Here is a 24,230-nt window from a genome sequence, read left to right on the forward strand (position 1 = left end):
GGGCGGACCAGCGCGCCGAGATCGCGGCGGACGCCAGGCAGAACGCCGCAGCCGCGACGAGCGTCGGGCGACCGCCGAGGTGGACGGCGGCGGAGCCGAGCGGAATCGCCAGCACGATCGGACCGAAGATCACGGTGTTGGCGGTCCCGGCCACCCGGCCGAGCAGTTCCGTCGGCGTGTGCGTCTGCACGGCCGTCACCGCGGCGACCAACGCCCAGGGCAGGCCGACGCCAGCGACCACGGACGCCACCACCAGGCCGGGCCACCAGGGCAGGCAGCGCACCAGACAGCTGAGGGCGAACAGGGTCGTACCGACGACGCCCACGGTGACCGGACTCCACCGGACGATGAGCCGGCCCACGACGAGGCCGCCGACGATGGACCCGGCGCCCTGGGCGCTGAGCAGCACGCCGAGGAACGTGGACGGTAAGCCCAGATTCGTGGTGACGACGGCGTAGTTGGCCGCGGTCGTGAAGCCGGACATGCCGATCGATACGGCGGCGAGCACGACGGTGACGCGCGTCGCCGCCGGTCCGAACAGGGCGACGAGCCCGGTCCGGAACCCGGCTCGCCGTTCGGTCGGCGGCCTGGTCGGCACCTGCCTCAGCCGTACGGCCACGTACAGGACGGCGACCAGGACCGGCAGCGCGGCGCTGAGCACGACGACCGCGTGCCCGCCGTGCCACGCGTATAGGCCCGCCCCGGCCAGGGGCGCCACCAGCTTCATGCCCTCCTGGGCGCTGGAGCGCCAGCCGTTGACGTCGCCCAGTTCGGTGGGCGACAACGCGGCGGGCAGCAGCGCCGTCTCGCCCGCGTCGATAAGCACGTAGCTGACTCCGTAGGCGCCGGACACGGCGAAGATGAGCCAGGTCTGGTCGGGCCCACGCACGGCGAGGAGACTCAGCAGGACGGCTGCCAGGGCGAGGTTGACGGCGATCACCAGCGGTCGCCTCGGTGCCCGGTCGAGCAGACCGCCCAGCCAGGGACCGGCCAGCACCGGGGCGTACACGCAGAGGCCGGCCAGGGCGGCGAGGCTGGTGGAGCCGGTGAGGTCGAGGATCCAGATGCCGGCCACCAGCGACATGGCGCCGCTGCCGAAGCCCGACAACAGCGAGATCGCCACGAACAGCCCGGCGTTGCGGCGCATACACCCTCCCAGGTTGAGTCGAATCGACTCAGATCCTCAACCTTGAGTGCGGTCGGAGCAAGATGATGGAAGCGTGTCAATCTTCTGTTGACAGCAGGGTGTCCAGGCTCGCCGCGACCGTCCGTACCGGCACCGGCAGCCGTTCCTCCCCCGCTTCAGCGAGGTCGGCCGCGAGCAGCGCGGCCAACGCGTACAGCGGACCCGGGTCGGCGTCCAGGGCCAGCTCGGCGGTTCTCCGCACGAGCGCCGCGCGCCGGAACCGCGCGTCCCACCGCCGGTCCGCGTCGATCCACCGGTGCAGATCGAGGATCGCGGTGCGGATGGACGCGATCCGTACGGAGTACGCGAGGTCGCGTTCCTGCCGCCGGGACCGCCGTGCCGTCGCCAGGCGCTGTCGGCGCTGCTCGGCGGCCTGCCGACTACCGAGGCCCAGGGCGGCGGCGATCTGCGCCCACGTCACGCCCGCGTGCCGGGCCCGGTCGATCAGCTCGAGTTCCCGCTCGTCCAGCCGGACGCGGTCGACGGTGAGGTCAGCCAACTGAGCCATCTCCGGCATCATTCGTCAACGCTACATTGACAGCTGGCGACCGTCGCTCGTCCAGCCGCTCGGCGGTCACCCGGAGGACTCAGAAGTCGTCGGGGGTGCGGATCCGGTCGCGGATCCAGCCGCCGGCCGGCTTGAGCCGGCTGGTGCCGCCGAACTGTCCGCTGCCGCAGGTGCCGGTGGTGAAGACCGCGCCGGAGCGGAAGTCGTCGGAGAAGTTCCAGTTCGTCCAACTGATCTTCTTACTGGCCATCAGGTCGAGGTAGCGCTGGGCCATGGCGAAGTTGTTCGCGCCGTCACCTGTGTGCTCCTGGGTGCCGAACTCGGTCACGAAGAGCGGCAGCCGGTCGGCGGCCTGGGCGAACGTGTTGTAGTACAGGTCGCCGTGTGAGGCGGCGTAGAAGTGGAAGACGTACATCAGGTTGCCGCCGGTGACCGGAGTGGCCGCGATCGTGTCGACCCCGCCGCCGCTGCCGGAGACGCCGAGCGAGGACCAGTCCGGCGTACCGACCAGCACCACCGCCTCCGGGTCACGGCTACGGATCACTGGAACGACCTGCTCGGCATAGCTCCTGATGGCACTCCACGCCACCCCGTTGGGCTCGTTGGCGATCTCGTAGAGGACGTTTACCTTGTTCTTGTGCCGTTCGGCGATCTCGGCGAAGAAGGTACGGGCCCGGGTCAGGTTGACGTTCGGGTCGCCGGGGCTGAGCATGTGCCAGTCGACGATGGCGTACATGCCCCGGGCGGTGGCCAGCTCGATGTAGTTGTGCACCAGGTCGGTGAAGCGCTGTGGGTCGGTCTCGTAACCACCCTCCTGGACGTACATGGAGATCCGCAGCACGTCGGCGTTCCACTCGCGGGCGAGGACGTCCAGCGAGGCCGGGGTGGCGCAGTTCGCGTACCACTGGATGCCGTGGGTGCTCATGCCCCGCAACTGGACCGCCTTGCCGTTGCGGTTGCAGAGCTGGCGACCGCAGACCCGGAGCTGGCCGTTGGCCGCGACCGGCGTGCCGGCGGTCGGCGGCGGCGTCGTGGGCGGGACGGTGGTCGGCGGCGGGGTGGTCGGGGTGATGCCGCCGGTGCAGGGCCGACCGTTCAGGGTGCAGCCGGTCGGGCTGCCGGATCCGTTCGCGACGAAGCCGAAAGACACCGAGGCGCCCGGGGCGACCGTGCCGTTCCAGGACTGGTTGGTGAAGGTGTGGTGCTGGCCGCCGCTGGTCAGCAGCGCGTCCCAGTACGAGCCGATGGTGGTGCCGGCGGGCAGGTCGAGTTCCAGCCGCCAGGAGGTGATGGTGACGGCACCGGAGTTGGTGATCGTGTACCTGCCCTCCCACCCCGAACCCCAGTCGTTCACCTTGGTGAAGCTCGCGGTCGGCGCGTCGGCCGCACCGGCGGCGCTGGACAGGGCGAGCGGGACCAGCGCCACCGCCGCGACGAGGCTGGCCAGCAGGATCCTTCTGCCGCGCACGAGGCACCTCCGGGGACGGCGAGGAACTTACCGTCATCAAACAATAAACAAAGTTAAGTATTGGCGCAACGCGGACTGAAGCGGTAGGTGACACAGGCGAGATCAAGCAGGTCCGCAAGGTGGGAGGGCGGGTCGTCCGTCCACCAGGCGAGCCAGACCGGCAGGGGTGGCGCGTCGCGCACCGGCCGGTAGGCGACGCCAGGGCGGGGGTTCTGGTGGGCGGTGGCCTCGGAGGTGATACCGACCGCCTGCCCGGCGGCGATCAGAGTGAGCCATTCGTCCACGCCGTGCACGGAGCGGACCGCCCTCGGCGCCTGCCCGGACGGCCACAGGTCAGCGGTGGTGGTGCCGGTGCGGTCGTCGATCGCCACGGTGTGCCGGGTGAGATCGTCCAGGCCGACCGCTCGACGTCGAGCCAGGCGGCTGCCGGTGGCGACGGCTGCGTAGCGGGCCTCGACTCCCACCTGCACGGTGCGGAAGCGCTGGTCGCGCAGCGGTCGGCGGATCACCGCCACGTCCGCCACGCCCTCGGCGAGGCCGGCGCTGGCCGTGGCGACCTGGACGAACACCAGAGGCACCCGGGGATGCTCCGCAGCCCACGCCTTCTGCAGGTGGCGAGTATGTCTGCCCAGCGCGGCCCAGGCGTAACCGACCCGTAGTTCGGTCCGGGACCGTTCGACGACGCGGTACAGCGCGGCGACCTCGTCGAGCAGGGTCCGTGCCCGCGCCAGCACCTGCACACCGGTCGCGGTCAGCGTGACATGGCGGGCACTGCGGTGCAGCAGCCGGGTGCCGAGGGCGGCCTCCAACGCGGCGACGGTACGCGAGACCGCGGCCTGGGAGACGCCCAGAGAGGCAGCCGCACCGGTGAACGTGCCCGCGTCGACGACCGCGGCCAGCGCCCGCAGATGCCGCAGCTCCACCTCCATACGCCGAGCGTATAGCTGTTCCCGCAGCGCATTTCCGGTATCCGTCGCCGCCGCCGACAGTCAGGACATGCCCCTGAACCGCACCACGGCCCGTACCTCTGGAACAGCCGACCGACCAGCCGCCGCCGGCCGGGCCTCGCTGCTCGGCGGCCTGGCGACGATGGTCGCCAGCGCGACCAGCAACCAGGTCGGTGCCGCCGTCGGCGCGCACGCCTTCGCCACGATCGGACCGGCGGGCGTCGTCGCGGTCCGGCAGTTCGTGGCGGCTGCCGTCCTCCTACCGGTCGCCCGCCCGAACCTGCGCCGCTTCGGCTGGGCGCAGTGGTGGCCCACCCTTCTGCTGGGGCTGGTCTTCGCGACAATGAACCTGAGCCTGTACACGGCGATCGACCGGATCGGGCTCGGCCTGGCGGTCACGCTGGAGTTCCTCGGCCCGCTCGCGGTGGCGTTGGCCGGCTCACGCACGCGACTGGACCTGGCGTGCGCGGCCGGGGCGGCCGTCGGTGTGTACGTGCTGGTGATGCCGGATCCCAGCAGCGACTACCCGGGGCTGGGACTGGGCCTGGTCGCAGCCGGCTGCTGGGCGGCGTACATCCTGCTCAACCGCCTCGTCGGAGCCCGGCTGCCGGGCCTGGAGGCACCGGCGGCGGCGACCGCGGTCTCCGCACTGGCCTACCTACCAGTCGCCGCGGCCCTCGTCGCTCAGGGACAGCTGCACGGTGCCGGTGTCCGGTACGCGGTGGTCGCCGGGCTGCTCAGCTCCGTGGTGCCCTACGCCGCAGACCTGGTCGCCCTGCGGCGGGTGCCGGCGCGGTTCTTCGGCCTGGTCATGAGCGTCCACCCGGTCCTGGCCGCGCTCGCCGGGCTGGTCCTGCTGCACCAGGTCCTCGCGCCGCACGAGTGGGTGGGCATCGCCGTCGTGGTCGCTGCCAACGCGGCGGCCGTCGCCGCCCATGCCGGCACCCGTTCCACGACGGCAGCCCGACGTCGTGCCCGCCCTGCCGGGTGACGGCCGAGGCCGCCTCCGGCATACCCGTGGCCGTGTCGGACGGCTCGACGCTTTGGTGGAGGGTGGGACAGACCCGATCCGCGTCCATCCCGACGGGTGATCCGTCCGGCTCCGCCCCCCACCACCAGGGTCAGCTCCGGGCCTAGCGGTCCGTGCGCGGCTGGTTGAAGCGGACCATGTTTCCCGCCGGATCCCGGAACGCGCAGTCGCGTACGCCGTAGGCCTGGTCGACGGGCTCCTGGAGCACCTCGGCGCCGGAGGCACGGATGTGTTCGAAGGTGGCGTCGACGTCGTCGGTGACGAAGATGAGTCCGCGCAGCAGGCCCTTGGCGAGCAGCTCTGACTGCTTCTGCTTGTCCTCGGCGGAGGCGCCGGGGTTGGAGTCGGGCGTCTCGATGGTGATCTCCAGCTCGGGCTGGCTCGGCGGCGACACGGTCACCCACCGCATGCCCTCGAAGCTGACGTCCGTGCGGACCTGGAGACCGAGCACGTCGCGGTAGAACCCGAGGGCCTTGTCGTGGTCGTCGACGGTGATGAAGCAGTGCGAAACCTTGATGTTCATGCAGCTCACGCTACCTACGCGAGGCCGTGCGGGCTTCTCCGTTCCTGACCGGTCTGGTGAGAATCTTGGCGACGCACGGTGGGATGGCGGCGCCCGTCGCGTGGGTCCGCGCCCGGTAGGCGCTCGGGGTCTCGCCGACCAACTCCGTGAAGCGGGAGCTGAACGAGCCGAGCGAGGTGCAGCCGACGGCGAAGCAGACCTCGGTGACGGTCAGGTCGCCCCGACGCAGCAGCGCCTTGGCCCGCTCGATCCGCCTGGTCATCAGGTGGCTGTAGGGCGTCTCGCCGAACGCCGCCCGGAAGCTGCGCGAGAAGTGGCCCGGCGACATCAGGGCCTCCCGGGCGAGCGCGGGCACGTCCAGCGGCTCCGCGAAATCGCGGTCCATCCGGTCGCGGGCGCGGCGCAGCCGGACAAGGTCGTCCCGGTTCACCCCGCCAGCATGCCACGCCGCTCCGACACCCGCGCCGGTCGCACGGCGCGGGCGGGTGTCACCGGTACTCGCGTCGGGGGTCGAAGAGGCGCACCGGGTGTGCGGTCGTACCGGTCGTCGCCAGGTCGGCCAGGATCTCGCCGACGACGGGGACGAACTTGAAGCCGTGACCGGAGAAGCCGCAGGCCACGCTGACCTGTGGGTGTTCCGGGTGCGGCCCGATGACGAAGTGGTGGTCCGGCGTCAGGGTGTACATGCAGGTGGCCGCGGTGAGGAAGCGACCGGCGAGGGTGGGCAGGACGGTGGCGAGGTGGTCCCGCATGTCCTGGATCTCCTCGGGGTGCACCTGCCGGTCCACGGTCTCCGGATCGCAGGGCCGACCGCGACGGAAGAAAGCTACCTTGGCCCCGCCCTCCGGCCCGTCGATCGCCGGGAACCCGTAGATCTGCGTGCCCCCGCCGTCCTCGTGGATGTAGATCGGGTGCCGTCCGGGCTCGAAGGCGGCCACCCCGTCCCGGGGCTGGAACCAGTGCATGACCTGCCGCTCGACGGTGATCGGCAGGCCCAGGTCGGACAGGAGTCGCGGGGCCCAGGCACCGGGGCAGAGGACGAGCCGATCGGCCGAGTAGGAGCCGCGCGGGGTCGTCACCCGCACCCCGCCGCCGGGCAACGCCACCCAGCGCAGCACCGGCTCCTCGTACCGGAGGTCGGCGCCGTGCCGGGCGGCGAGCCGGTGGTGCGCGGCGACGGTCGCCTCGGGCCGGACGAAGCCGGCCTTGGCCTCGAAGAACGCCACCTCGTCGGGGCGCGGGCTGAAGGTCGGGAAGCGGCGACGAAGCTCGTCGGCGTCGAGGATCTCGTGGGGCAGGTCCCACTCCCGTGCGGCGCGCAGGCTACCCGCGAAGGTGAGGCTGTCGGCGGGACCGACGAAGAGGCCGCCGGTGAGCGACATGATGTCCTGCCCGACGTCGTGTTCCAGCTTCTCCCACAGCTCGTAGGCGCGCCGCAGCAGCGGCACGTAGGCCGGGTCCTCGAAGTAGGCCTGCCGGATGATGCGCGAGCCGCCGTGGCTGGACCCCCGGCGGTGCACCGGCTCGAACTTCTCCAGGCCCAGCACGCGCCGTCCCCGCGCGGCCAGGTGGTAGGCGGCGCTGCCGCCCATCCCGCCGAGTCCCACGACAATGACGTCATACGTTGCCACGTCCGCTGCCTCCTTCGGTGGGTGCCCGACCGGCCACCAGGCTATCGAGCACGGCCGTTGGCGGGTGTCCGCTGCGTCGGCCGCGTAACCGGCGCGCAACCGGCGGCTGTCAGCCTTGGCGCGACGTCCGGCACCGCCCGGCCAACCGGCGAAACCAGGTCGGTCGTCGGCCGCACCTCGGACCTTCGACGACTAAGGGGTGTCTGTCTTGAGCGGGTCACGACCTTCGGTGCTGATCGTGGGCGGTGCCGTCGACGGGGCGGGGACGGAGTGCGTACGGCTGGCCCAGGCGCACGGCCTCCGGGTGATCGTCACCGAGGCCGAGGAGAAGGTGGCCGGCGCGGGCCGGGCCGTCGAGCTGGCCGACCTCGCGGTCCCGTTGGACCGCCGGGACGTCGACGGCCACGTCGCCTGGGCGACCGCCAACGCGCAGCGGGAGGCCATCGTGGGCGTCTACTGCTTCCGGGAGTACGCGGTGCCGACCACCGCCGCCGTGGCCGAGGCCCTCGGTCTGCCCGGCAGCCCCGTGACGTCGGCCCTGCTCGTCCGGGACAAGTTCCGCTGCCGGGAACGGTTGCGGGCCGCCGGCTTCCCGCAGCCGCGCGGCACGATGTGCACGGGGCCCGACGACACGGTGGCCTTCGCCCGCCGGGTCGCCGGCCCGTGGGTGGTCAAGCCCAACGACGCGCACGGCAGCCTGGGCGTCACGGTGGTGCACCGGGCCGAGGACCTCCCGGCCGCGGTCGACGCGCTGCCGCCGGCCCACCGTACGTCGTTCCTGGTGGAGGAGTTCCAGCCGGGCGACGAGTACAGCGCGGAGGGGGTGTTCGTGGACGGTGAGCCGAGGGTGCTCGTGCTCACCCGGGAGACACCGATCCGGGACACCATCGTCGTGGAGGAGCTGACGATGCCCGCCCCGCTCCCGGCCGACCTCGCCGCGCGCGCCCGACGCGTCGTCGAGGACGGACTGCGGGCCGTGGGGCTCTCCTTCGGCACGTTCCACGTGGAGTTCTGGATCGACGGGGAGACCGTCGTCCTCGGTGAGGTGCACAACCGGCCGGCGGGCGCCCCCCGTGGCATGTCCATCCAGATGATCGAGGCGGTGACCGGCGTCAACGTACACGGGGTGGTGTTCGCGCAACTGCTCGGCCGTACGCCCCGGTTGGACCGCGAGGCCCGCGCGGGCGCGGCCACCCTGTTGGACGTGTACGCGCCGCCCGGCCGGGTTCAGGCGGGCCTGGCGGTGGAGACCGTGACCGCGGATCCGACCTGCCTCGGCCTGTACGTCAGCGTCCGCCCCGGCGACCAGGTGCCGCCGATCCGGCAGGCCGGTGACATGCCGGCGGTGCTGGTGGCGGTGGGTGAGTCGGTCGAGGACTCCCGCAAGAACGCCGCCCGCCTGGCCGATCTGCTCTCCCTGACCACCCAACCGCCCAACTGACCCATCGCCCCACGCGCGCCGCGCGGCCCCCTTTGCACGGTAGATCAAGAAGGAGGACAGCATGGCGACGATGCGGCTGGGGGACGGTCGCGGGTATGCGTTCGAGGAGTGGGGGGACGCCCGGGGGCGAGCGCTGTTCTGGCTCTACGGCGCCCCCGGGGGCCGGTTGGCTCGACACTCCGATCCGGACCTGTGGCGGCGGCTGGGGCTGCGGGTGGTGACGGTGGACCGGCCGGGATACGGCCAGTCGACTCCGCTGCCCGGACGTCCGGTGTCGCACGTGGCCGCCGACGTCGCGGCCGTCGCCGACCGGCTGGGCATCGACCGGTTCGCCGTCCAGGGCCTCTCCGCCGGAGGACCGTACGCGCTGGCCCTCGCGGCCCTGCTCGGTGACCGGGTCGCCGCCTGCGCCGCGGTCGGCTCGGTGGCGCCGTTGACGGTGGCGGAGGAGGCCGCCATGGCCGACATCAACCGGGAGTCGTTCCGGCTGGTGCGGGAGGAGGGCCGGGCCGGCCTCGCGCGGCGACTGACGGACCTGCGGGAGAAGATGCTCGCCGATCCGTACGGCAGCCAGGTCACCCACTCCCCCGACGCGTCCCCGGAGGAACGCGACTGGCTCACCCGACCCGAGGTCCGGCGGATCGCCGCCGAGAACCTGGTCGACGCGCTGCGGCCCGGCGTGGACGGCTGGGCGGACGACGCGGTCGCGCTGGTGCCGGGCCAGCCGTGGGGGTTCGATCCGGCCACGATCACCTGCCCGGTTCGCTTCTGGCACGGCGACGACGACGCCAACAGCCCGCTGTCCGCCGTGCGGCGGCTGGTCACGGCCATCCCGCAGGCGGCGCTGACGATCTGGTACGGCGAGGGGCACACGGCACCGAGCCGCCACGCCGAGGACGTGCTCGTCGACCTGCTCGCCCACTGGCGGTGAGTGTCCCCGGGCCTTACCGGCGGGGAGGCCGGATCGGCCGGTTCACGGCTCCGGCACGTACCCGGGTTTCGGGCGGAGCCGCAGGATCCGCTCCAGCGACCGGCGCTCCGTGGGGAGCACCAGTTCGGACTTCCTGCCGGCCTCCAGCCGTTCGTGGAACTCCCGCTTGGCGATCTCGACCCCGCCGATCGACGGGAGGTAGCCACTGAGGATCTGGCAGTCGAAGAGCTCACCGCCCGCGTCGAGCAGCCGGAGCAGGCCGTCCAGCAGGGCGACCCGCACCGCGTTGTCCCGGGTACGGAAGCAGGACTCGCCGGTCAGGACCGTACCGGTCAGCACGCCGAACGTCCCACCGATCAGTTCGCCGTCGGCGTCCCACACCTCGACCGAGTGCACGATCCCCGTCTCGGCGAGGCGCAGGTAGGCGTCGGCGACCTCGCGGGAGAGCCAGGTCGGCTCGTCGCGGGCCGGACCGCAGCGCTCGATCACCGTCTCGGTGGCGGTGTCCATGGTGGTGGTCCAGCCGGTCCGGCTCAGGCTCTGGCGTACGGTCCGGCCCAGCCGGACGGTCTCCGGGAGCAGGACCGCCCGCCGCGCCGGCGACCACCACGGCAGAGTGAAGCGGGGATAGCGGTCACCGAGGGCGGGAATGACGCCGGAGTCCAGAGCGGGGCCGTACTTCTCCTCGTTCCAGTTGCGCCAGTAGTCGTTGGTGGGCGGGACCGGGTAGTAGCCACTGCGGTAGGCGTTGGTCAGCGCCTCCACCGACAGGTCGGCGCCCACCGCCACCGGCATGTCGTCGTTCGACTGGGTCCAGTCGGGGAACGTCCAGGTCACCGTGGTTTCTCCCTACCGTGCCGCTGTCCGGCCGGGACGGCCAGCGTCACCTCGCGACGGCCGAACCGCGTACCGCATCGAATATGTCAGATGCGGACGCGGTGGGGCCCCGGGGGGCACGGGCGGCTGTGGGACTCACGGCGTGGTCGGCGCCGCACCTCCTGCCCGCGCGAAGCTCGCGATGGTCGAGAGCAGTTCGTCCCGGGCGACCGGGAAGGAGTCGCCCGGCCACATGTCCAGCAGATGGTGCGTCTTCCCCACCAGCCGGCCCTGACCGGCGCCGAGTTCGACCACGAGCGGGAAGCTGGTGGGGTCGAAGTTCTCCGCCTCCTGCAGGACCGCCTCCGCGCGCATGGTGCACCCGGGCAGGTCGATCTGGTCGTCGGAGCCCTGTTGCAGGGTGAAGCCGAGTTGCGGCATGTGCCCTGCGGCGACCGGGTCCCAGCCGCGCTGCTCCAGCAGCGCCAACGCGTGGTCGAAGGGCATCTCCTCGTGCGCCAGGGCCCGGCCGAGACTGGCCTGGGTACGCGCCAGCGACTCGGCCATGGTCCCCGCCGGGTCGACGTCGACGCCCACGCAGAGCATGTTCGAGAAGCAGCCGACGATCTGCTCGCTGCCCGGCCGGCTCCGGTTGGCCGTCTGTACGGTGACCACCTGCCGCCGCTGGCCGGTACGGCGCTGGGCGAACTCGGCGACCGCCGTGAAGAGCACCAGGAACAGCGTGGAGCCGTGGGCCATGGCGAGCCGGTCCAGGCCGTTGACGGTGTCCGGCGGAATCTCGAGGTCGTCGATCCGCGCGGTGAACCGGCTGGTCGGCTCGCCGGGGGCGATCCGGGCTGCCGGTTCGCTCAACGTCTGGCTGAGCGCGTCCAGGTGACGCTCCAACCGTTCCCCACACAGCACGTCGCGCTGCCACTCGGCGAAGTCGAGGTAGTCGGTGCGCAACGGTGGCCGCGCCCGCTCCTCCCCGACGCGGCTGCGGTACGCGTGGGCCAGCTCGTCGAGCAGGATCTCCTGCGACATGGCGTCGAAGACGATGTGGTGCACCGCCAGCACCAGGGCGTACGTGTCGTCGGCGGTCCGGGCGATGGTGAACCGCACGGCGGGTTTGGCGTGCAGGTCGAACCCGCGCAGGTACTCCATCTGGGTCAGGCGGCGCAGCGCCTGCGCGCCGCGTCCCCGCAGGTCCAGCCGGGTGATCTCGGGTGGCTGGTCCACGATGCGCTGGCCGGGCAGGCCGTCCTCCTCGCAGAACACCACCCGTAGTTGGGTCTGTCGGCGGACCAGGTCCTCCACCGCGCCGGTGAGCGCCGTGACGTCGACGTCGCCGACCAGTTGGATGAGCAGCACGCTGTTGAAGAACCCGGCGCCCCGGGTCACCTGCTCGATCGCGTAGAAGCCCTCCTGGCCCAGCGCCAGCGGGAACGGCTTGCCGCGTCGGCGGCGCGTCGTGCTCGCCAGGGACCGCTGCCAGGTGTCCGGCTGGGCGCGCAGCTCGACCAGACGGTCGGCCAGCGCCAACGGCGTGTTGTGGTGGTACAGGTCCGCCACCTGGATGCGGACGTCGAACTCCTCGTGCACCCGGGCGAGCATCCGCATGCCGGTGAGCGAGTCACCGCCGAGCTGGAAGAACTGGTCCTCCGGTCCGCAGCCGGCCCGGTCGAGCACGTCGTCGAAGAGCGCCGCGATCCGGGCTGCGATCTCCTCGCGCGGCGCGGGCGGGTCGGCCGGCCGGGCCTGCGGCGGCGCCGTCGGGGACTGGCTCATCGGCGGTCCAGCGCGTCGTGGCCCTGCAACTCCAGCACCCGGGCCGCCATCGCCCTGGGCGTACGGTACGCGCTGAAGTCGCTCAGCGGGATCGTCACGCCGTGGTCGTCGTGGATCCGGGCGAGCACACGCCCGGCGACCTCGTCGTTGCCGCCACTGCCGTAGAAGTCGTCGTCCCAGCCGTAGGTCGGCAGCTCCGTCTCCTCCCGGAAGACCCGGGCGACGAGGCTGGTGACGTTCTCCGCCTCGCTCTTGATCGTGGTGTGCCGACCGCGGAGGCCGATGGTCATGGCCGGTCGGTCGCGGTCGCTCCGGTTCGGGCCACTCCAGTGGATCATGTAGCCGCCGAAGATGGCGCCCCAGCCCGCCGGGCAGGTCACCTCGACCCGCATGTTCTCGATCCGGTCGAGCACCCGGGGATCGACCGTCGGCGCCACCCCGGGTCGCTCCACGTGCGGCGCGAGGCCGAGCCGGTGGGTGCCGTGGTAGAAGTGGATGCTCCCGTTCTCGGGGGTCACGTCCTCCAGCGGGATCCACAGGTGCAGCAGTTGCGGCGGATCCACCGGCACCGTGTAGAGCTCCTGGTGGGCGTCGATCGGCGTGCCACCGGCCGGCTTGGGGAAGACGTCGAGGTAGTAGATGATCGGATCCCAGTCGACCGCGCGCTGCACCAGGCCCAGGAGGCTGGGCTGCCGGACGAGGTCGTTCAGCCAGGGGTCGTACCGCTCGACGTCGCGGTACATCACCAGGCGACCGTGGGAGTCGGCCTCCTGGGAGGAGCGCCGGATCTTGGGAAGAACCGTCTTCTCGTAGCTCGCCAGCACCTCACGGGTCTGGGCCACCTGCTCGGGGTCGAGGATGTCCCGGATGTAGACCACCCCGTCGCGGCGCAGCGCCTCGCCGATGCCGGGGTCGTCGGGGGCGAGAAACTGTGCTTCCATCACGATGCTCCTAGTCCTGCGGCGTTACCTGGATTCGGCGGTCCTCGTGTCCGGCGGCGGGCATCGTCGGCGGTTGCGCGCCGTCCCCCGGCTCCCCGTCGACCTCGCCGAACTCCTCGGCCTCGAGCTCGGCCAGCGCCGACAGGAACTCGTCACGCACGCGATTGAGGTCTTCCTCGCTGACGAACCTCGAGAACGAACTCGGCATCGTCCTCACCCGCCTTCCGGTCGCGTGATCTGCATTGGTTTCCGGCCACTTCTTCGATTTCTTCGATCGCCGACAGGTCGGGCGACGAGTCACGAGAGGCTACGAGCGCACCGTACGTCCGGACGGTTCGGCACCGGTTACGCGAACCGGTCGTCCCCGGGGACGGGTGTCGCTGGGTCGGCCGTGGCCGGGACGGGTGCTGCCGGGACGGCTGCGGCCGTCCGGAGCACGGTTTCCAGCCGGCGGCACATCGTCGCGACCGTGGACCGGTCGAACAGGTCGGTCGCGTACGCGATGCCGACCGACAACGTGCCGTCGCCGGCCACCGTCGCCACGACGGTCAGGTCGAACTTCGCGACGTCCTGCTCCGGTGGGCGGGATGTCGCGGTCACTCCCGGCAGGTCCAGACCGGTCTCGTCGCGGTGGTCGAAGACCAGCGCGACCTGGAACAGGGGGTTCCGGCCCGGCGCCGGTTCCGGTCTGAGCACGTCGACCAGCACCTCGAACGGGACGTCCTGGTGATCGAACGCCCGGAGGTCGACGTCCCGCACCCGGGTCAGCAGGTGCCGGAACGTCGGTTCCCCGGAGAGGTCGGTCCGCAGGACGACGGTGTTGACGAAGAAGCCCACGAGATCGTCGAGCGCCGGGGCGGACCGGCCCGCCACCACCGTCCCCACCACGATGTCGTGCCCGGCTCCGCTCTGGTGCAGCATCATCGCCAGGGCGGTGTGCATCGCCATGAACAGGGTCGCCCCATGGGCCTGCGCCGCCTGCCGAAGTCCGGCGACGGTGGGCACGTCGAGAATGAACCGCTCCTCCGCCGCCCGGCGGCTCGGCTGCTCCGGCCGGGGCCGGTCGAAGGGGAGCGGAAGCTCGGCGGGCAGGCCGGCGAGGTGGGACCGCCAGTACGCCACCTGCCGGCCGACCAGACTGGTGGGGTCCGCCGTCGCCCCGAGGGTCGCGCGCTGCCACGCGGCGTGGTCGCCGTACCGGACCGGCAGCGGCGGCCAGGTCGGCGGGCCACCGGCACACCGGCCGCGGTACGCCAGGGCCAGGTCCCGCAGGAACGGCCGGACCGACGCGCCGTCGAACGCGATGTGGTGCACCACGACGAGCAGGACGCTCTGCCGTTCGCCGTGGCGGAGCAGCCAGCCCCTGATCGGGGCTTCGGTGGCGAGGTCGAACTGGTAGCCGCGCAGCCGGGCGACGCGGGCGTCCAGGTCCGCCGTCGGCACCGGTTCGCAGGTGAGGCGGTCGACCAGCCCGGCGTCCGGCGCGCGGACCGGCAGCGGCTCGCCGTCCTCCTCGTGCAGCACGGTGTGCAGGGGTTCGTGCCGGGCGATCACGTCGGCGAAGGCGGACCGCAGGGCGTCCCACCGGACCGCACCGTCCAGTTCGAACAGCAGGGGGATGTTGTAGAACGCGTTCGGGCCCTCGAACTGGTCGAGCAACCAGAGTCGACGCTGGGCGTCGGAAACCGTCCAGGACTCCGGCAGTGCCACGGGCTGCGGGTCCGCCGGGGCGCCGACCGCGTCCAGTCGGACCGCCAGGCCCTCCACCGTCGGGGCCTCGAACAGGTCCCGCAGTCGGATCGGCGCGCCCAACTCCTTGCGTACCAGGCTGACGAGCCGCGCGGCGAGCAGCGAGTGACCACCGTGGTCGAAGAACCCGGCGTCGACGGCGACGCTCGGCAAGCCCAGCACCCGGGCGAAGAGACCCTGTAGCGCCTCCTCCCGGGCGGTGCGCGCGCGGCGGCCGGACATCAGCGACGCGAAGTCCACGGCGGGCAGCGCCGCGCGGTCGACCTTGCCGCTGGGTGTCGTCGGCAGCGCCGCGAGGGGCACCACCGCCGCCGGCACCATGTAGTCGGGCAGCACCCCGGCGACGAGCCGGCGCAGCCGGGCCGACTCCGCGCCGGGGTCGGCGGGGACCGACCCGTCGGCCGGGACGACGTACGCGACGAGCCGGGCGCTGGCCGGTCCGTCCGACGGCAGCACGGTGGCCGCTGCCTGTGCGACCCCGGGATCGGCCAGCAAGGTGCCCTCCACCTCGGCGAGTTCCAGGCGGTGCCCTCGGACCTTGACCTGGCCGTCCGCCCGGCCGACGAACTCAATCTCGCCCTGCGGCGTCCACCGGACCAGGTCGCCGGTCCGGTACATCCGCTCGCCGGTGCCGTACGGGCAGGCCACGAAGCGTTCGGCCGTGGTCGCGGCCTGGCCGGCGTACCCACGGGCCAGGGCGGGGCCGGCCAGGTACAGCTCCCCCACCACGCCGACCGGCACCGGCCTGAGCCGGCCGTCGAGCAGGTGGACCCGGGTGTCGCCGAAGGGCCGGCCGATCGGTGGGGTCCGGCTGCCGCGCAGGCGGTCGCTGCACGTGGCGACGACCGTCGCCTCGGTGGGGCCGTAGGCGTTGACCATATGGCGACCCGACGACCACCGGGCCACCAGTTCGCCGTTGCAGGACTCGCTGCCGACGACGAGGGTCCGCAGGTCGGGCAGGTCCTCGGTGTCGAGGGTGGCCAGCGCGCTCGGCGTGGTCAGGGTGTGGGTGATCCGCTGGTCGCGCAGCACCGAGGCCAGCGCCTCGCCGGCCAGTTTGCCGGCGGGTGGGACGACGAGGGTCGCCCCGGTGGCGAGCGCCAGACAGAACTCGAGGACGGAGGCGTCGAAGCTGGGCGAGGCGGCCAGGAGGACCCGGGCGTCGGCGGTCACCCGGAACCGGTCCACCAGGGCCGCCACGAACCCGGGCAGGCCGGCGTGGGTGACCAGCACCCCCTTGGGTCGTCCGGTGGAGCCCGAGGTGTGGATCAGGTAGGCGGGGTGGGCCGGCAGCAGCGCCGCGCGCGGGGCCGGACCGGGGTCGTCCGGTGCCGGGCCTGACTCGTCGACCACGAGCGTCGGCCGGGGGTCGTCCGGGTCGAGGCGCGGCGGCGTCCGCCGGCCGGTCAGGACCAGCGGCGCGCCCGCCTCGCGGAGCATGTGGCGGATCCGCGCGGCGGGATAGCCGGGGTCGATCGGCACGTGGACGCCCCCGGCCTTCAGCACCGCCAGCAGCGCCACCACCAGTTCGACCGACCGGTCCAGCAGCACCGCCACCGGTGTCTCGGGGCCAACGCCGTGCGCCCGCAGCAGTCCCGCCAGCCGGTTCGCGCGGGCGTCGAGCTGCGCGTACGACCAGCGCACCCCGTCGGACTCGACGGCCACCGCGTCGGGTGTCCGGGCCACCTGTGCCTCGACCAGATCCGGCAGGGTGGCCGGTGGGACGCCCCGACCGCCGCCGCGCCAGGGTCCGAGAATCCGGTCGTGCTCGGCGGGGAGCAGAATCTCCCACTCCCCCGTCGGCCGGTCCGGCGCGTCCACAGCCTGGTCGAGCACCAGCAGGAGTCGGTCGGCCAACGCCTCGACGGTGGCCGGTTCGAACAGGTCGGCCGAGTACTGCCAGACGCCGCCGATTCCGGCGGGGCGGCCGTGCTCGTCGCGTTCCTCGACCAGTTCGAGCGACAGGTCGAACTTCGACTCGGTCGGCGGAATCCGCCAGGTCGACACGCGTACGCCCCCGAGGGCCAGCACCGGCGGCGGGTTGTTGTCCAGGGCGATCATCACCTGGAACAACGGGTGCCGGGCCGGCGAGCGGGCCGGGTTGACCGCCTCGACCAGCCGGTCGAACGGCACGTCCTGCCGCGCGAACGCGGCGAGGTCGACCGCCCGGACCCGGTCCAGCAGTTGCCCGAAGCTCGGCTCGCCGGACGTGTCCACCCGCAGGACGAGGGTGTTGACGAAGAAGCCGACCAGGTCGTCGAGCGACTCGTCGTCCCGACCGGCGACCGGGGTGCCGACCGGGATGTCGGTCCCGGCGCCGAGCCGGGTGAGCAGCGCGGTCACGGCGGCGTGCAGCACCATGAAGAGGGTGGCCTGGTGTTCCCGGGCGAGGCTGGTCAGCGCCCGGTGCAGCTCGGCCCCGATGCGGAAGTCCCGGCTCCCGCCCCGCGCGCCGGCCGCCGGTGGCCGGCCGTGGTCGAACGGCAGCGGCAACTGCTCCGGCAGCCCGGCCAGCTCCGACACCCACTGCTCGAGCCGGCCGGCGAGCACCGGATCCGGCCCGTCCGGGGGCTCGAACAGGTCACGTTGCCGCAGCGTGTGGTCCGCGTACTGGACCGGCAGCGCGGACCAGGCCGGCGCGCGGCCGGCGCGGCGCGCGTCGTACGCCGTGGCCAGGTCACGCAGCAGGACCGCCACCGACCAGCCGTCGGTGGCGATGTGGTGCATCAGCAGGACCAGGACGTGCTCGTCGGGGCCCGTCCGGAGCAGGGTGGGCCGCAGCGGCTGCTCCCGGGCGAGGTCGAAGGTGTGCCCGACCAGCCGGTCGACGGCGACGGTCACGTCGGCCGCCGCGACCTCGACGACCGGCAGCGCCGGGGTGGCCTCGGGCGCGGCGAGAATTTGCTGGTGGGGCACACCGTCCACGGCCGGGAAGACGGTGCGCAAGGTCTCGTGCCGGGCCACCAGGTCACCGAAGGCCGAGCGCAGGGCCGCGTGGTCGAGCGGCCCGGACAGGCGTGCCACGTACGGCACGTTGTACGCCAGGTTCGGTCCGCGGAACTGGTCGGTGAACCACATCCGCTGCTGCGCGTACGACAGCGGCAGGTGCTCCGGCCGCTGTGGGTACCGGCGCAGTGGTGCCGGGTCGGCCCGCATCCCGGCGAGGGCGGTCGCCAGCGACGCCGGGGTCGGATGGGCGAACAGCGTGTGGATGTCCAGCTCCACGCCGAGGCTCGACCTGATCCGTCCGGAGAGCCGCACGGCCAGCAGGGAGTGTCCCCCGCAGGCGAAGAAGTCGTCGTCGGGCCCGACGTCGTCGACCCCGAGGAGCTGCCCGAACAGGCCGCAGAGGATCTCCTCGACCGGCGAGGCGGGTGGACGGCCCCCGCGCGGGTCACCGCCGGCCGGGCGGTCCGGTGCGGGCAGCGCCCGCCGGTCGATCTTGCCGTTCGGGGTCAGCGGCAGCCGGTCGAGGACCGTCACGGTGCCGGGCACCATGAAGCCCGGCAGGGTCGTCGCGGCGAGCCGGCGCAGCTCCGCGGCGAGGCCGCCGGCGTGCGTCGCCCGGCGGGGCCGGTTGGCGTACGCCGTCGGTGTCCCCGGCGCGGCCCGGCCAGGCCGTTCGGTGTCGACAAGCCCGCTGCGCCCTTCGGGGTCGACGGGCCCAGCGTGCCGCTCGGTGTCGACGAGCCCGGTGCCGCCGGTGCGGGGCACGAACACGGCGTCGACCGTGCCGCCGTCGGCGGAGTCGGGATCGGAGTCGGCGTCGGGGGCGGGGGCGGAGTCGGGGTCGGGGTCGGGGTCGGACCAGCGGACCGCGACGTCGTACCCGTGGTGGTGACCCAGCTCGTACAGCAGGGCGGGATCCGGGGGCTGGTCGGCCGTCGCCCGTTCGCCGGCCGCACGGGCCGCGTCGAGGCGCGCCCCGGCCCGGATGGCGCGCAGCGCCGCCAGGTCGCCGGCCACCCGCCGGTTCGGTATCCCGACGAGCCGCAGCGGCTCCGCGGTGGGTGCGGCGGCCGGTCGGTCCGCGGCGGGAACGGCGTGGGTCGCCAACAGCGTCACCAGGTCGCGTTCGGAGCGGATCTGCCGGCCCCAGGTCAGCACGCGGGGCGCCGGGTCGGCCGCGCCGGGGGTGCCGCGTCGGCGCAGCACCACGTCGTACCGGTACCGGGTCAGCTCGTTGGGGTGGCGCTCCGCCTTCACCCGCGTACAGACCAGGTCGACCTGGGGCCGGCGGGCCCGGAAGTCGGCGAAGTACGCCGGGTCGACCAACAGTTCGTGCTCGTCCTCGGCGGCAGCACGGACGGCGGCGGCCAGGTCCGATCCGGGTGCGTGGCTCGGCTCCCGTCCGCCGCCTGGCCGCTCGTCGCCGGTCCGGGCGAGCAGGACGCCAGCGTGGAAGGCATCTAGCAGCCGGTGGTTGCGCACGTCGCCGAGGAACAGGTGACCGCCCGGGGCCAGGGCGTCCAGCGCCAGTTCGAGCACCCGTTCGAGGTAGGCGAGGTCGGGGAAGTACTGGACCACGGAGTTGACGACCACCGTGTCGAACCGTCCCGGGGGGATGCCGGTGGCGTCGTCGGCGGCCTGCGCCCGCAGGACGACCCGGGACGACAGCCGTGGGTCGGCGGCGACCTGCGTGCGTAACCGGTGGATTGCCCGCGCGGACAGGTCCGTCGCCCAGTACTGCTCGCAGTCCGGGGCCACCTCGGCCAGGATGAGCCCGCTGCCGGCGCCCACCTCCAGCACCCGCCGGGGGGCGAGCTGCCGGATCCGTTCGACGGCCGCCGCCCGCCAGGCGGTCATCTCGGGCAGCGGGATCGGTTCGCCGTCGTAGCTGCTGTTCCAGCCCCGGAAGTCCGTGCCCAGCGGTGGCGGCTGCGCCACCTCGTACAGCTCGTCGTAGAGGGCCGACCAGCCGGCCACGGTGTGGTCGCCGGTGGTCACCACGTACGCCGCGAGCTGGGCGCCGCCGGTCTGGTCCGGGCGGGCTACGACGACCGCCCGCTCGACCGCCGGGTGGGTGGCGAGCACCGCCTCCACCTCGGCGGGCTCGACGCGGAAGCCGCGCACCTTCACCTGGTCGTCGGCGCGTCCCAGGAACTCGAGCTCCCCGGTGGGGGTCCGACGGACCAGGTCTCCGGTGCGGTACATCCGGGCGCCGGGCGGGCCGAACGGGCACGCCACGAAGCGCTCCGCGGTCAGTGCCGGCCGGTTGCCGTAGCCCCGGGCCAGGCCGGCGCCCGTCAGGTACAGCTCGCCGGCCTGGCCCGCGCCGACCGGGGCGAGGTCCGCGTCGAGCACGTGCAGCGTGGTGCCGGAGAGGGCCCGGCCGATCGGCGGATCGGTGTCGCCGCTGGCTGGGAGCCGTTCGCTGATGGTGGCGCAGACGGTCGACTCGGACGGTCCGTAGGCGTTGAACATCGGGCCGTTGGCAGCGAACCGCCGAACCAGGCTCCCGGGGCAGGTCTCACCCGCCACGACCAGGCACATTCCGGCCGGCAGCCCGTCGTCGGGCAGGGTGTCGACCAGGGCCGGCGGCAGGATGGCGTGGGTGACCCGTCCGTCGGACAGCAACCGGGTGAGCTGCCCGCCGGTGACCGCCTCCGCCCGGCCGGAGAGCACCAGGGCCGCGCCGGTCAGCAGGGCGGTGCAGAACTCGGAGACGAACGCGTCGAAGCTGGGCGAGGCGAACTGCAACACCCGGCTGCCCGGCCCGACCCGCAACGACCGCCGGTGCTGCGCGACGAGATGGGGAATCCCGTGGTGGACGTTGTGGACCGCCTTCGGGCGGCCGGTCGAGCCGGAGGTGTAGACGACATAGGCCAGGTCGAACTCGTGCAGGGTACGGCTGCGGCCACGGTCGCCGAGGTCCGCCGTCGGACCGCGCCCGACCTCCGCCCGGACCGTCTGGTCCAGCACCACCACGCGGGTTGGCGTCCCCTCGGGCAGTCGTCCGGCGCCGGCCGCGTCGGTGAGCACCAGCGCGGGAGCCGCGTCCCGCAGCAGGAAGTCGATCCGGGCGGCCGGATAGCCAAGGTCGACGGAGAGCATCGCCCCACCGGCCTTGAGCACACCCAGCACCGCCACGACCAGATCGGGGGTACGGGGCAGGGCGACCGCGACCACCTGCCCGACCGTCGTGCCCCGCGCCACCAGCCAACGGGCCAGTTGGTTCGCGCGGGCGTCCAGTTCGGCGTAGGTCAGGGCCTCGGCACCGCAGACCACCGCGACCGCGTCCGGGGTACGTCGTGCCTGCGCCTCGAACAGCGCCGGCAGGGTGACGGCCGACCGCGTCGGCTGATCGTCCGTCACCGCGACGCCGGCGCGGACCTGCTCCCAGATCTCCACGAGTTCCCGCTCCCTCGGTCCGTACCGGAAGGATTCGCCGCCGGGGCGTCCGCGCCCTCGGTGCCGGGCAGCTCCGTGCCCTCGGTGTCGAGCAGCTCCGTCACCTGCCGGGCGAGCCCGGCCGCCGTCGGGCTCGCCACCACCATCCGCAGCCGGAACGGCACCCCGAACCGCTTGCTGATCGCGCCGGTGAGCCGGACCGCGCTGAGCGACGTCGCGCCGAGCCGGAAGAGGTTGTCGTCCGCGCCGACCGTCGGCACGCCGACCGCCTGCCCGATCAGGTCGCACAGGGTCCGCTCGAGTTCCGTCGTCGCCCGCCGTCCGGACCCCGGCACCGCGACCGGGTCCAGGCTCCTGATCCGCGCCCGGTCCAGCTTCCCGTTCGCGGTCAGCGGCAGCCGCGACACGGCGGTGATGGTGGCCGGGAGCATGGCGGACGGCAGCACGGTGGCCGCCTCGGCGCGGATCTCCTCCAGCAACGACGGCAGGGACACCAGCGTCGGCCGGGACGCGACGTCGACGTCCCGGTCCCCGGCCGGCGGGAGGCCCTCGCCCCGCGTGGCGTGCAGGTAGGTCGGGCCACCCTCGGGCGAGCGCCACGACCGGACGGTGAAGCCGCGTTCGGCGAGCAACGCCTCGACGCGCCGCCGGCCGGTCCCGGGCGCCCGCAGACTGATCCGGTCGATTTCCGGCCAGTGGCGGTCCTCGATGCCGGCGAGCACGTCCTCGCCCGCCTCGACGCCGATCCTGAGCAGCGCCAGCCGGTCGACGCCCTCCTCGTCGAGGACCTGCGAGATCGTCCGCACCGACACCGGGAAGGGTTCGGCCAGCTCACCGGGACTGGCACCGAGCCGGTACGGCAGCAGCACTGCGTCGAGTCCGTACAGGTTCACGTTGCGGCGCAGCGCGTCGAAGCGTTCCGGCACCGGTTCGGCGGCGACGATCCGGGCACCGGGGGTCCGGGTCCCGACGAGGAGCGTGAACAGCCCGACGTTCGCCCCGACGTCCAGTACCCAGGCATTCTCCGGGAGCACGACGCCCCGCGTGTAGACCTCGTCGTCGAACACCTCCCGGAAACTGGCGTGCGGGTCGGTGCCGTCGGGCACGCAGACCGGCAGTCCGGCGGCGACCTCCACGATGGTCGGCCGGGACGCCTCGGGAAGCTCCGTCAGGCGCAGCAGCCGATCGGCCCCGGGTGCGCCGGCGGTGTCCAGGGTGACCAGGGCGGACAGTCGCTGGTCGCCGTTGTCGGCGCGGGTCGGCACCACCGCGGCCTGACGTACCGCCGGATGCCGTTCCAGCGCCGTCTCCACCTCGGCGATCTCGATGCGCACCCCGTTGACCTTCACCTGCGAGTCGGAGCGGCCGAGGTACTCCAGGTCGCCGTCGGGATTCCACCGCGCCAGGTCGCCGGTGCGGTACATCCGCTCCCCCGGCGGCCCGAACGGACAGGCCACGAAGCGTTCGGCGGTCAACGTGAGGTTGTTCAGATAGCCCAGCGCGACCTGCGCGCCACCGAGGTATAGGTCCCCGCTCTCCCCTGTCGGGACCGGGCGCAGCAGGTCGTCGAGCACGTACAGCCGGGTGTGGTCGACCGGCCGGCCGATCGGGACCGTGTCGGTGGGCAGCGGGCGGGGGATGTCCCACGAGGTCACGTGGATCGTGCCCTCGGTCGGCCCGTACAGGTTGTGCAGCGTGGCGTCGCAGGCGTCGAAGAAGCTCCGGCACAGCCGGGCGGGCACCGCCTCCCCACTCAGCACGACCATCCGCAGGGTGGCACAGCCCGACAGGGACGCGCTGTCCAGGAAGACGGCGAGCATCGACGGGACGAAGTGCGCGACCGTGACCCGCTGCCGCGTCATCAGCTCCGCCAGGGCGACGGGGTCCTGGTGGATCGCCGGTTCGGCGACCACGAGCGTGGCCCCGGTGACCAGCGGCCAGCACAGCTCCCACACCGACACGTCAAAGCCGAGCGGCGTCTTCTGCAGCATCCGGTCGCCCGGTCGCAGGTCGTAGCGGCGCTGGACCCACCGCAGGTTGCTGACCAGGCTGGCATGGGAGACGGCCACGCCCTTGGGACGGCCGGTGGAGCCCGAGGTGTAGATGAGGTAGGCGATGTCCGACGGGACGGCCGCCCCCGCTCCCGGCGTGACGGCCACGGTCGGCGTCCTGCCCTCGGCGGGTGTCCCCTCCCTGGTAGGTGCCCCCTCCTCGGCTGGTGTCTCGTGCTCGGCGGGTGCCCCGTCCTCGGCGCGTGTCTCGTTCTCGGCTGTCAGGTCCTCGAGGCGTACCCGGCGCACCGAGGGGTCCAGCCGCGCCGCGTCCAGGACGGGCGCGACGTCGTCCCCGGCGACGACGCAGTGCGGGGCGGCGTCGTCGAGCATGTGCCGGATCCGCTCGGCGGGGTGGGTGACGTCCAGCGGCAGGTAGGTGGCACCCGTCTCGACCAGCGCCAGCAGGACGGTGACCTGCGCGGCGCCGTGTGGCAGCGCCACCGCCACGGTGCGGCCCCGGCCGGCGCCCAGGGCGCGGAGCCGGGCGGACAGGACGGCGACCCGTCGGCCCAGTTCGGCGTAGGTCAGCTCGACGTCACCGGCGACCACGGCCGGGGCGTCGGGGGTCGACCGGATCTGGTGGCGGACCAGCTCGGCGAGGGTGCCACCGGCAGATCGGTGGGCGCGCGGTTCAGACACCCTCGGTGGCCTCGATCAGGCTGCGCGGACGCAGGTCCACCCAGTGCTTCTCGACGTGATCCAGGCAGGCCCGCCGGGAGTCGGGGCCGAAGACGACCGCCCAACCACCGGGTACGGCGATCTGCTGGGGCCAGAGCGAGTACTGCAGTTCGTCGTTGCGCAGCACGAGGAACACGCCCTCGTCGTCGTCGAACGGGTTCGACATGCACTCCACCTCTTTCCTACGT

The 24,230-nt window shown here is 73.0% G+C and carries 16 protein-coding genes and 1 pseudogene; 3 read left to right on the forward strand and 14 right to left on the reverse strand.

Translation table 11 applies throughout. The features are described from left to right. Nucleotides 1-34: 34 nt before the first annotated feature. The 4 genes and pseudogenes from GA0074692_RS11310 to GA0074692_RS11325 form a co-directional block, all read right to left on the reverse strand. Nucleotides 35-1,147: pseudogene (locus GA0074692_RS11310) on the reverse strand (MFS transporter); the annotation flags it as partial. 76 nt (nt 1,148-1,223) lie between these two features. After that, nucleotides 1,224-1,706: a hypothetical protein gene (locus GA0074692_RS11315; RefSeq protein ID WP_091643005.1), complete on the reverse strand. Its 483-nt coding sequence runs from the start codon at nt 1,704-1,706 to the stop codon at nt 1,224-1,226. A gap of 67 nt (nt 1,707-1,773) precedes the next feature. Then, on the reverse strand, nt 1,774-3,147 hold the full coding sequence (locus tag GA0074692_RS11320; protein ID WP_091653292.1) for a cellulase family glycosylhydrolase: 1,374 nt from the start codon (nt 3,145-3,147) through the stop codon (nt 1,774-1,776). Between the two features lie 68 nt (nt 3,148-3,215). After that, nucleotides 3,216-4,091 (reverse strand): LysR family transcriptional regulator, encoded by an 876-nt coding sequence (locus GA0074692_RS11325; RefSeq protein WP_091643008.1) that lies wholly within the window; start codon nt 4,089-4,091, stop codon nt 3,216-3,218. A 67-nt stretch (nt 4,092-4,158) separates the two neighbouring features. Between GA0074692_RS11325 and GA0074692_RS11330 the strand changes: the two genes are divergently transcribed. Continuing rightward, entirely contained in the window at nt 4,159-5,100 is a 942-nt protein-coding gene (locus tag GA0074692_RS11330; protein ID WP_091643011.1) for an EamA family transporter, read from the forward strand. Between the two features lie 142 nt (nt 5,101-5,242). On the opposite strand, the gene GA0074692_RS11335 is transcribed toward GA0074692_RS11330, so the two are convergent. From GA0074692_RS11335 to solA, 3 genes are all read right to left on the reverse strand, one after another. Beyond that, nucleotides 5,243-5,662, reverse strand: coding sequence for a VOC family protein (locus tag GA0074692_RS11335; RefSeq protein WP_091653296.1), 420 nt, complete (start codon nt 5,660-5,662; stop codon nt 5,243-5,245). A gap of 10 nt (nt 5,663-5,672) precedes the next feature. Then, on the reverse strand, nt 5,673-6,047 hold the full coding sequence (locus GA0074692_RS11340; RefSeq protein WP_218106771.1) for a helix-turn-helix transcriptional regulator: 375 nt from the start codon (nt 6,045-6,047) through the stop codon (nt 5,673-5,675). Nucleotides 6,048-6,150: 103 nt separating this feature from the next. Continuing rightward, nucleotides 6,151-7,293, reverse strand: coding sequence for an N-methyl-L-tryptophan oxidase (gene solA / locus GA0074692_RS11345; RefSeq protein WP_218106629.1), 1,143 nt, complete (start codon nt 7,291-7,293; stop codon nt 6,151-6,153). Nucleotides 7,294-7,501: 208 nt separating this feature from the next. On the opposite strand from solA, the gene GA0074692_RS11350 reads away from it, so the two are divergent. Both GA0074692_RS11350 and GA0074692_RS11355 read left to right on the forward strand, forming a co-directional pair. After that, a complete protein-coding gene (locus GA0074692_RS11350; protein ID WP_176738403.1) occupies nt 7,502-8,734 on the forward strand; it encodes an ATP-grasp domain-containing protein in 1,233 nt (410 codons plus the stop codon). A 61-nt stretch (nt 8,735-8,795) separates the two neighbouring features. Then, a complete protein-coding gene (locus GA0074692_RS11355) occupies nt 8,796-9,665 on the forward strand; it encodes an alpha/beta fold hydrolase (RefSeq protein ID WP_091643021.1) in 870 nt (289 codons plus the stop codon). 42 nt (nt 9,666-9,707) lie between these two features. On the opposite strand, the gene GA0074692_RS11360 is transcribed toward GA0074692_RS11355, so the two are convergent. The 7 genes from GA0074692_RS11360 to GA0074692_RS11390 all read right to left on the reverse strand — a co-directional run bounded on the left by GA0074692_RS11360 (nt 9,708) and on the right by GA0074692_RS11390 (nt 24,208). Next, nucleotides 9,708-10,502, reverse strand: coding sequence for a leucyl/phenylalanyl-tRNA--protein transferase (locus tag GA0074692_RS11360; RefSeq protein WP_091643025.1), 795 nt, complete (start codon nt 10,500-10,502; stop codon nt 9,708-9,710). A 135-nt stretch (nt 10,503-10,637) separates the two neighbouring features. Beyond that, nucleotides 10,638-12,269, reverse strand: a complete 1,632-nt coding sequence (locus GA0074692_RS11365) for a condensation domain-containing protein (RefSeq protein ID WP_091643028.1) — start codon at nt 12,267-12,269, stop codon at nt 10,638-10,640. Next, entirely contained in the window at nt 12,266-13,210 is a 945-nt protein-coding gene (locus GA0074692_RS11370; RefSeq protein WP_091643031.1) for a phytanoyl-CoA dioxygenase family protein, read from the reverse strand. The genes GA0074692_RS11365 and GA0074692_RS11370 overlap by 4 nt, the downstream gene beginning before the upstream one ends. A gap of 10 nt (nt 13,211-13,220) precedes the next feature. Further along, nucleotides 13,221-13,418, reverse strand: a complete 198-nt coding sequence (locus GA0074692_RS11375) for a hypothetical protein (RefSeq protein ID WP_141725240.1) — start codon at nt 13,416-13,418, stop codon at nt 13,221-13,223. 137 nt (nt 13,419-13,555) lie between these two features. Beyond that, a complete protein-coding gene (locus GA0074692_RS11380; RefSeq protein WP_091643040.1) occupies nt 13,556-21,310 on the reverse strand; it encodes a non-ribosomal peptide synthetase in 7,755 nt (2,584 codons plus the stop codon). Beyond that, entirely contained in the window at nt 21,271-24,003 is a 2,733-nt protein-coding gene (locus GA0074692_RS11385) for an amino acid adenylation domain-containing protein (protein WP_091643044.1), read from the reverse strand. Before GA0074692_RS11385 ends, GA0074692_RS11380 begins: the two co-directional genes overlap by 40 nt. Further along, the gene (locus tag GA0074692_RS11390; protein WP_091643048.1) at nt 23,996-24,208 is read right to left on the reverse strand and encodes an MbtH family protein; all 213 of its coding nucleotides are present in this window, start codon (nt 24,206-24,208) and stop codon (nt 23,996-23,998) included. The genes GA0074692_RS11385 and GA0074692_RS11390 overlap by 8 nt, the downstream gene beginning before the upstream one ends. Between the last annotated feature and the right edge of the window lie 22 nt (nt 24,209-24,230).

It is taken from the genome of Micromonospora pallida, from assembly GCF_900090325.1.
Lineage (GTDB): Bacteria > Actinomycetota > Actinomycetes > Mycobacteriales > Micromonosporaceae > Micromonospora > Micromonospora pallida.

Coding starts and splice junctions, on each gene's coding strand:
- GA0074692_RS11315 (WP_091643005.1), bottom strand. CDS start 1,706: ATGATGCCGGAGATGGCTCAGTTGGCTGACCTCACCGTCGACCGCGTC.
- GA0074692_RS11325 (WP_091643008.1), bottom strand. CDS start 4,091: ATGGAGGTGGAGCTGCGGCATCTGCGGGCGCTGGCCGCGGTCGTCGAC.
- GA0074692_RS11330 (WP_091643011.1), top strand. CDS start 4,159: ATGCCCCTGAACCGCACCACGGCCCGTACCTCTGGAACAGCCGACCGA.
- GA0074692_RS11335 (WP_091653296.1), bottom strand. CDS start 5,662: ATGAACATCAAGGTTTCGCACTGCTTCATCACCGTCGACGACCACGAC.
- GA0074692_RS11340 (WP_218106771.1), bottom strand. CDS start 6,047: ATGGACCGCGATTTCGCGGAGCCGCTGGACGTGCCCGCGCTCGCCCGG.
- GA0074692_RS11355 (WP_091643021.1), top strand. CDS start 8,796: ATGGCGACGATGCGGCTGGGGGACGGTCGCGGGTATGCGTTCGAGGAG.
- GA0074692_RS11365 (WP_091643028.1), bottom strand. CDS start 12,269: ATGAGCCAGTCCCCGACGGCGCCGCCGCAGGCCCGGCCGGCCGACCCG.
- GA0074692_RS11370 (WP_091643031.1), bottom strand. CDS start 13,210: ATGGAAGCACAGTTTCTCGCCCCCGACGACCCCGGCATCGGCGAGGCG.
- GA0074692_RS11375 (WP_141725240.1), bottom strand. CDS start 13,418: ATGCCGAGTTCGTTCTCGAGGTTCGTCAGCGAGGAAGACCTCAATCGC.
- GA0074692_RS11390 (WP_091643048.1), bottom strand. CDS start 24,208: ATGTCGAACCCGTTCGACGACGACGAGGGCGTGTTCCTCGTGCTGCGC.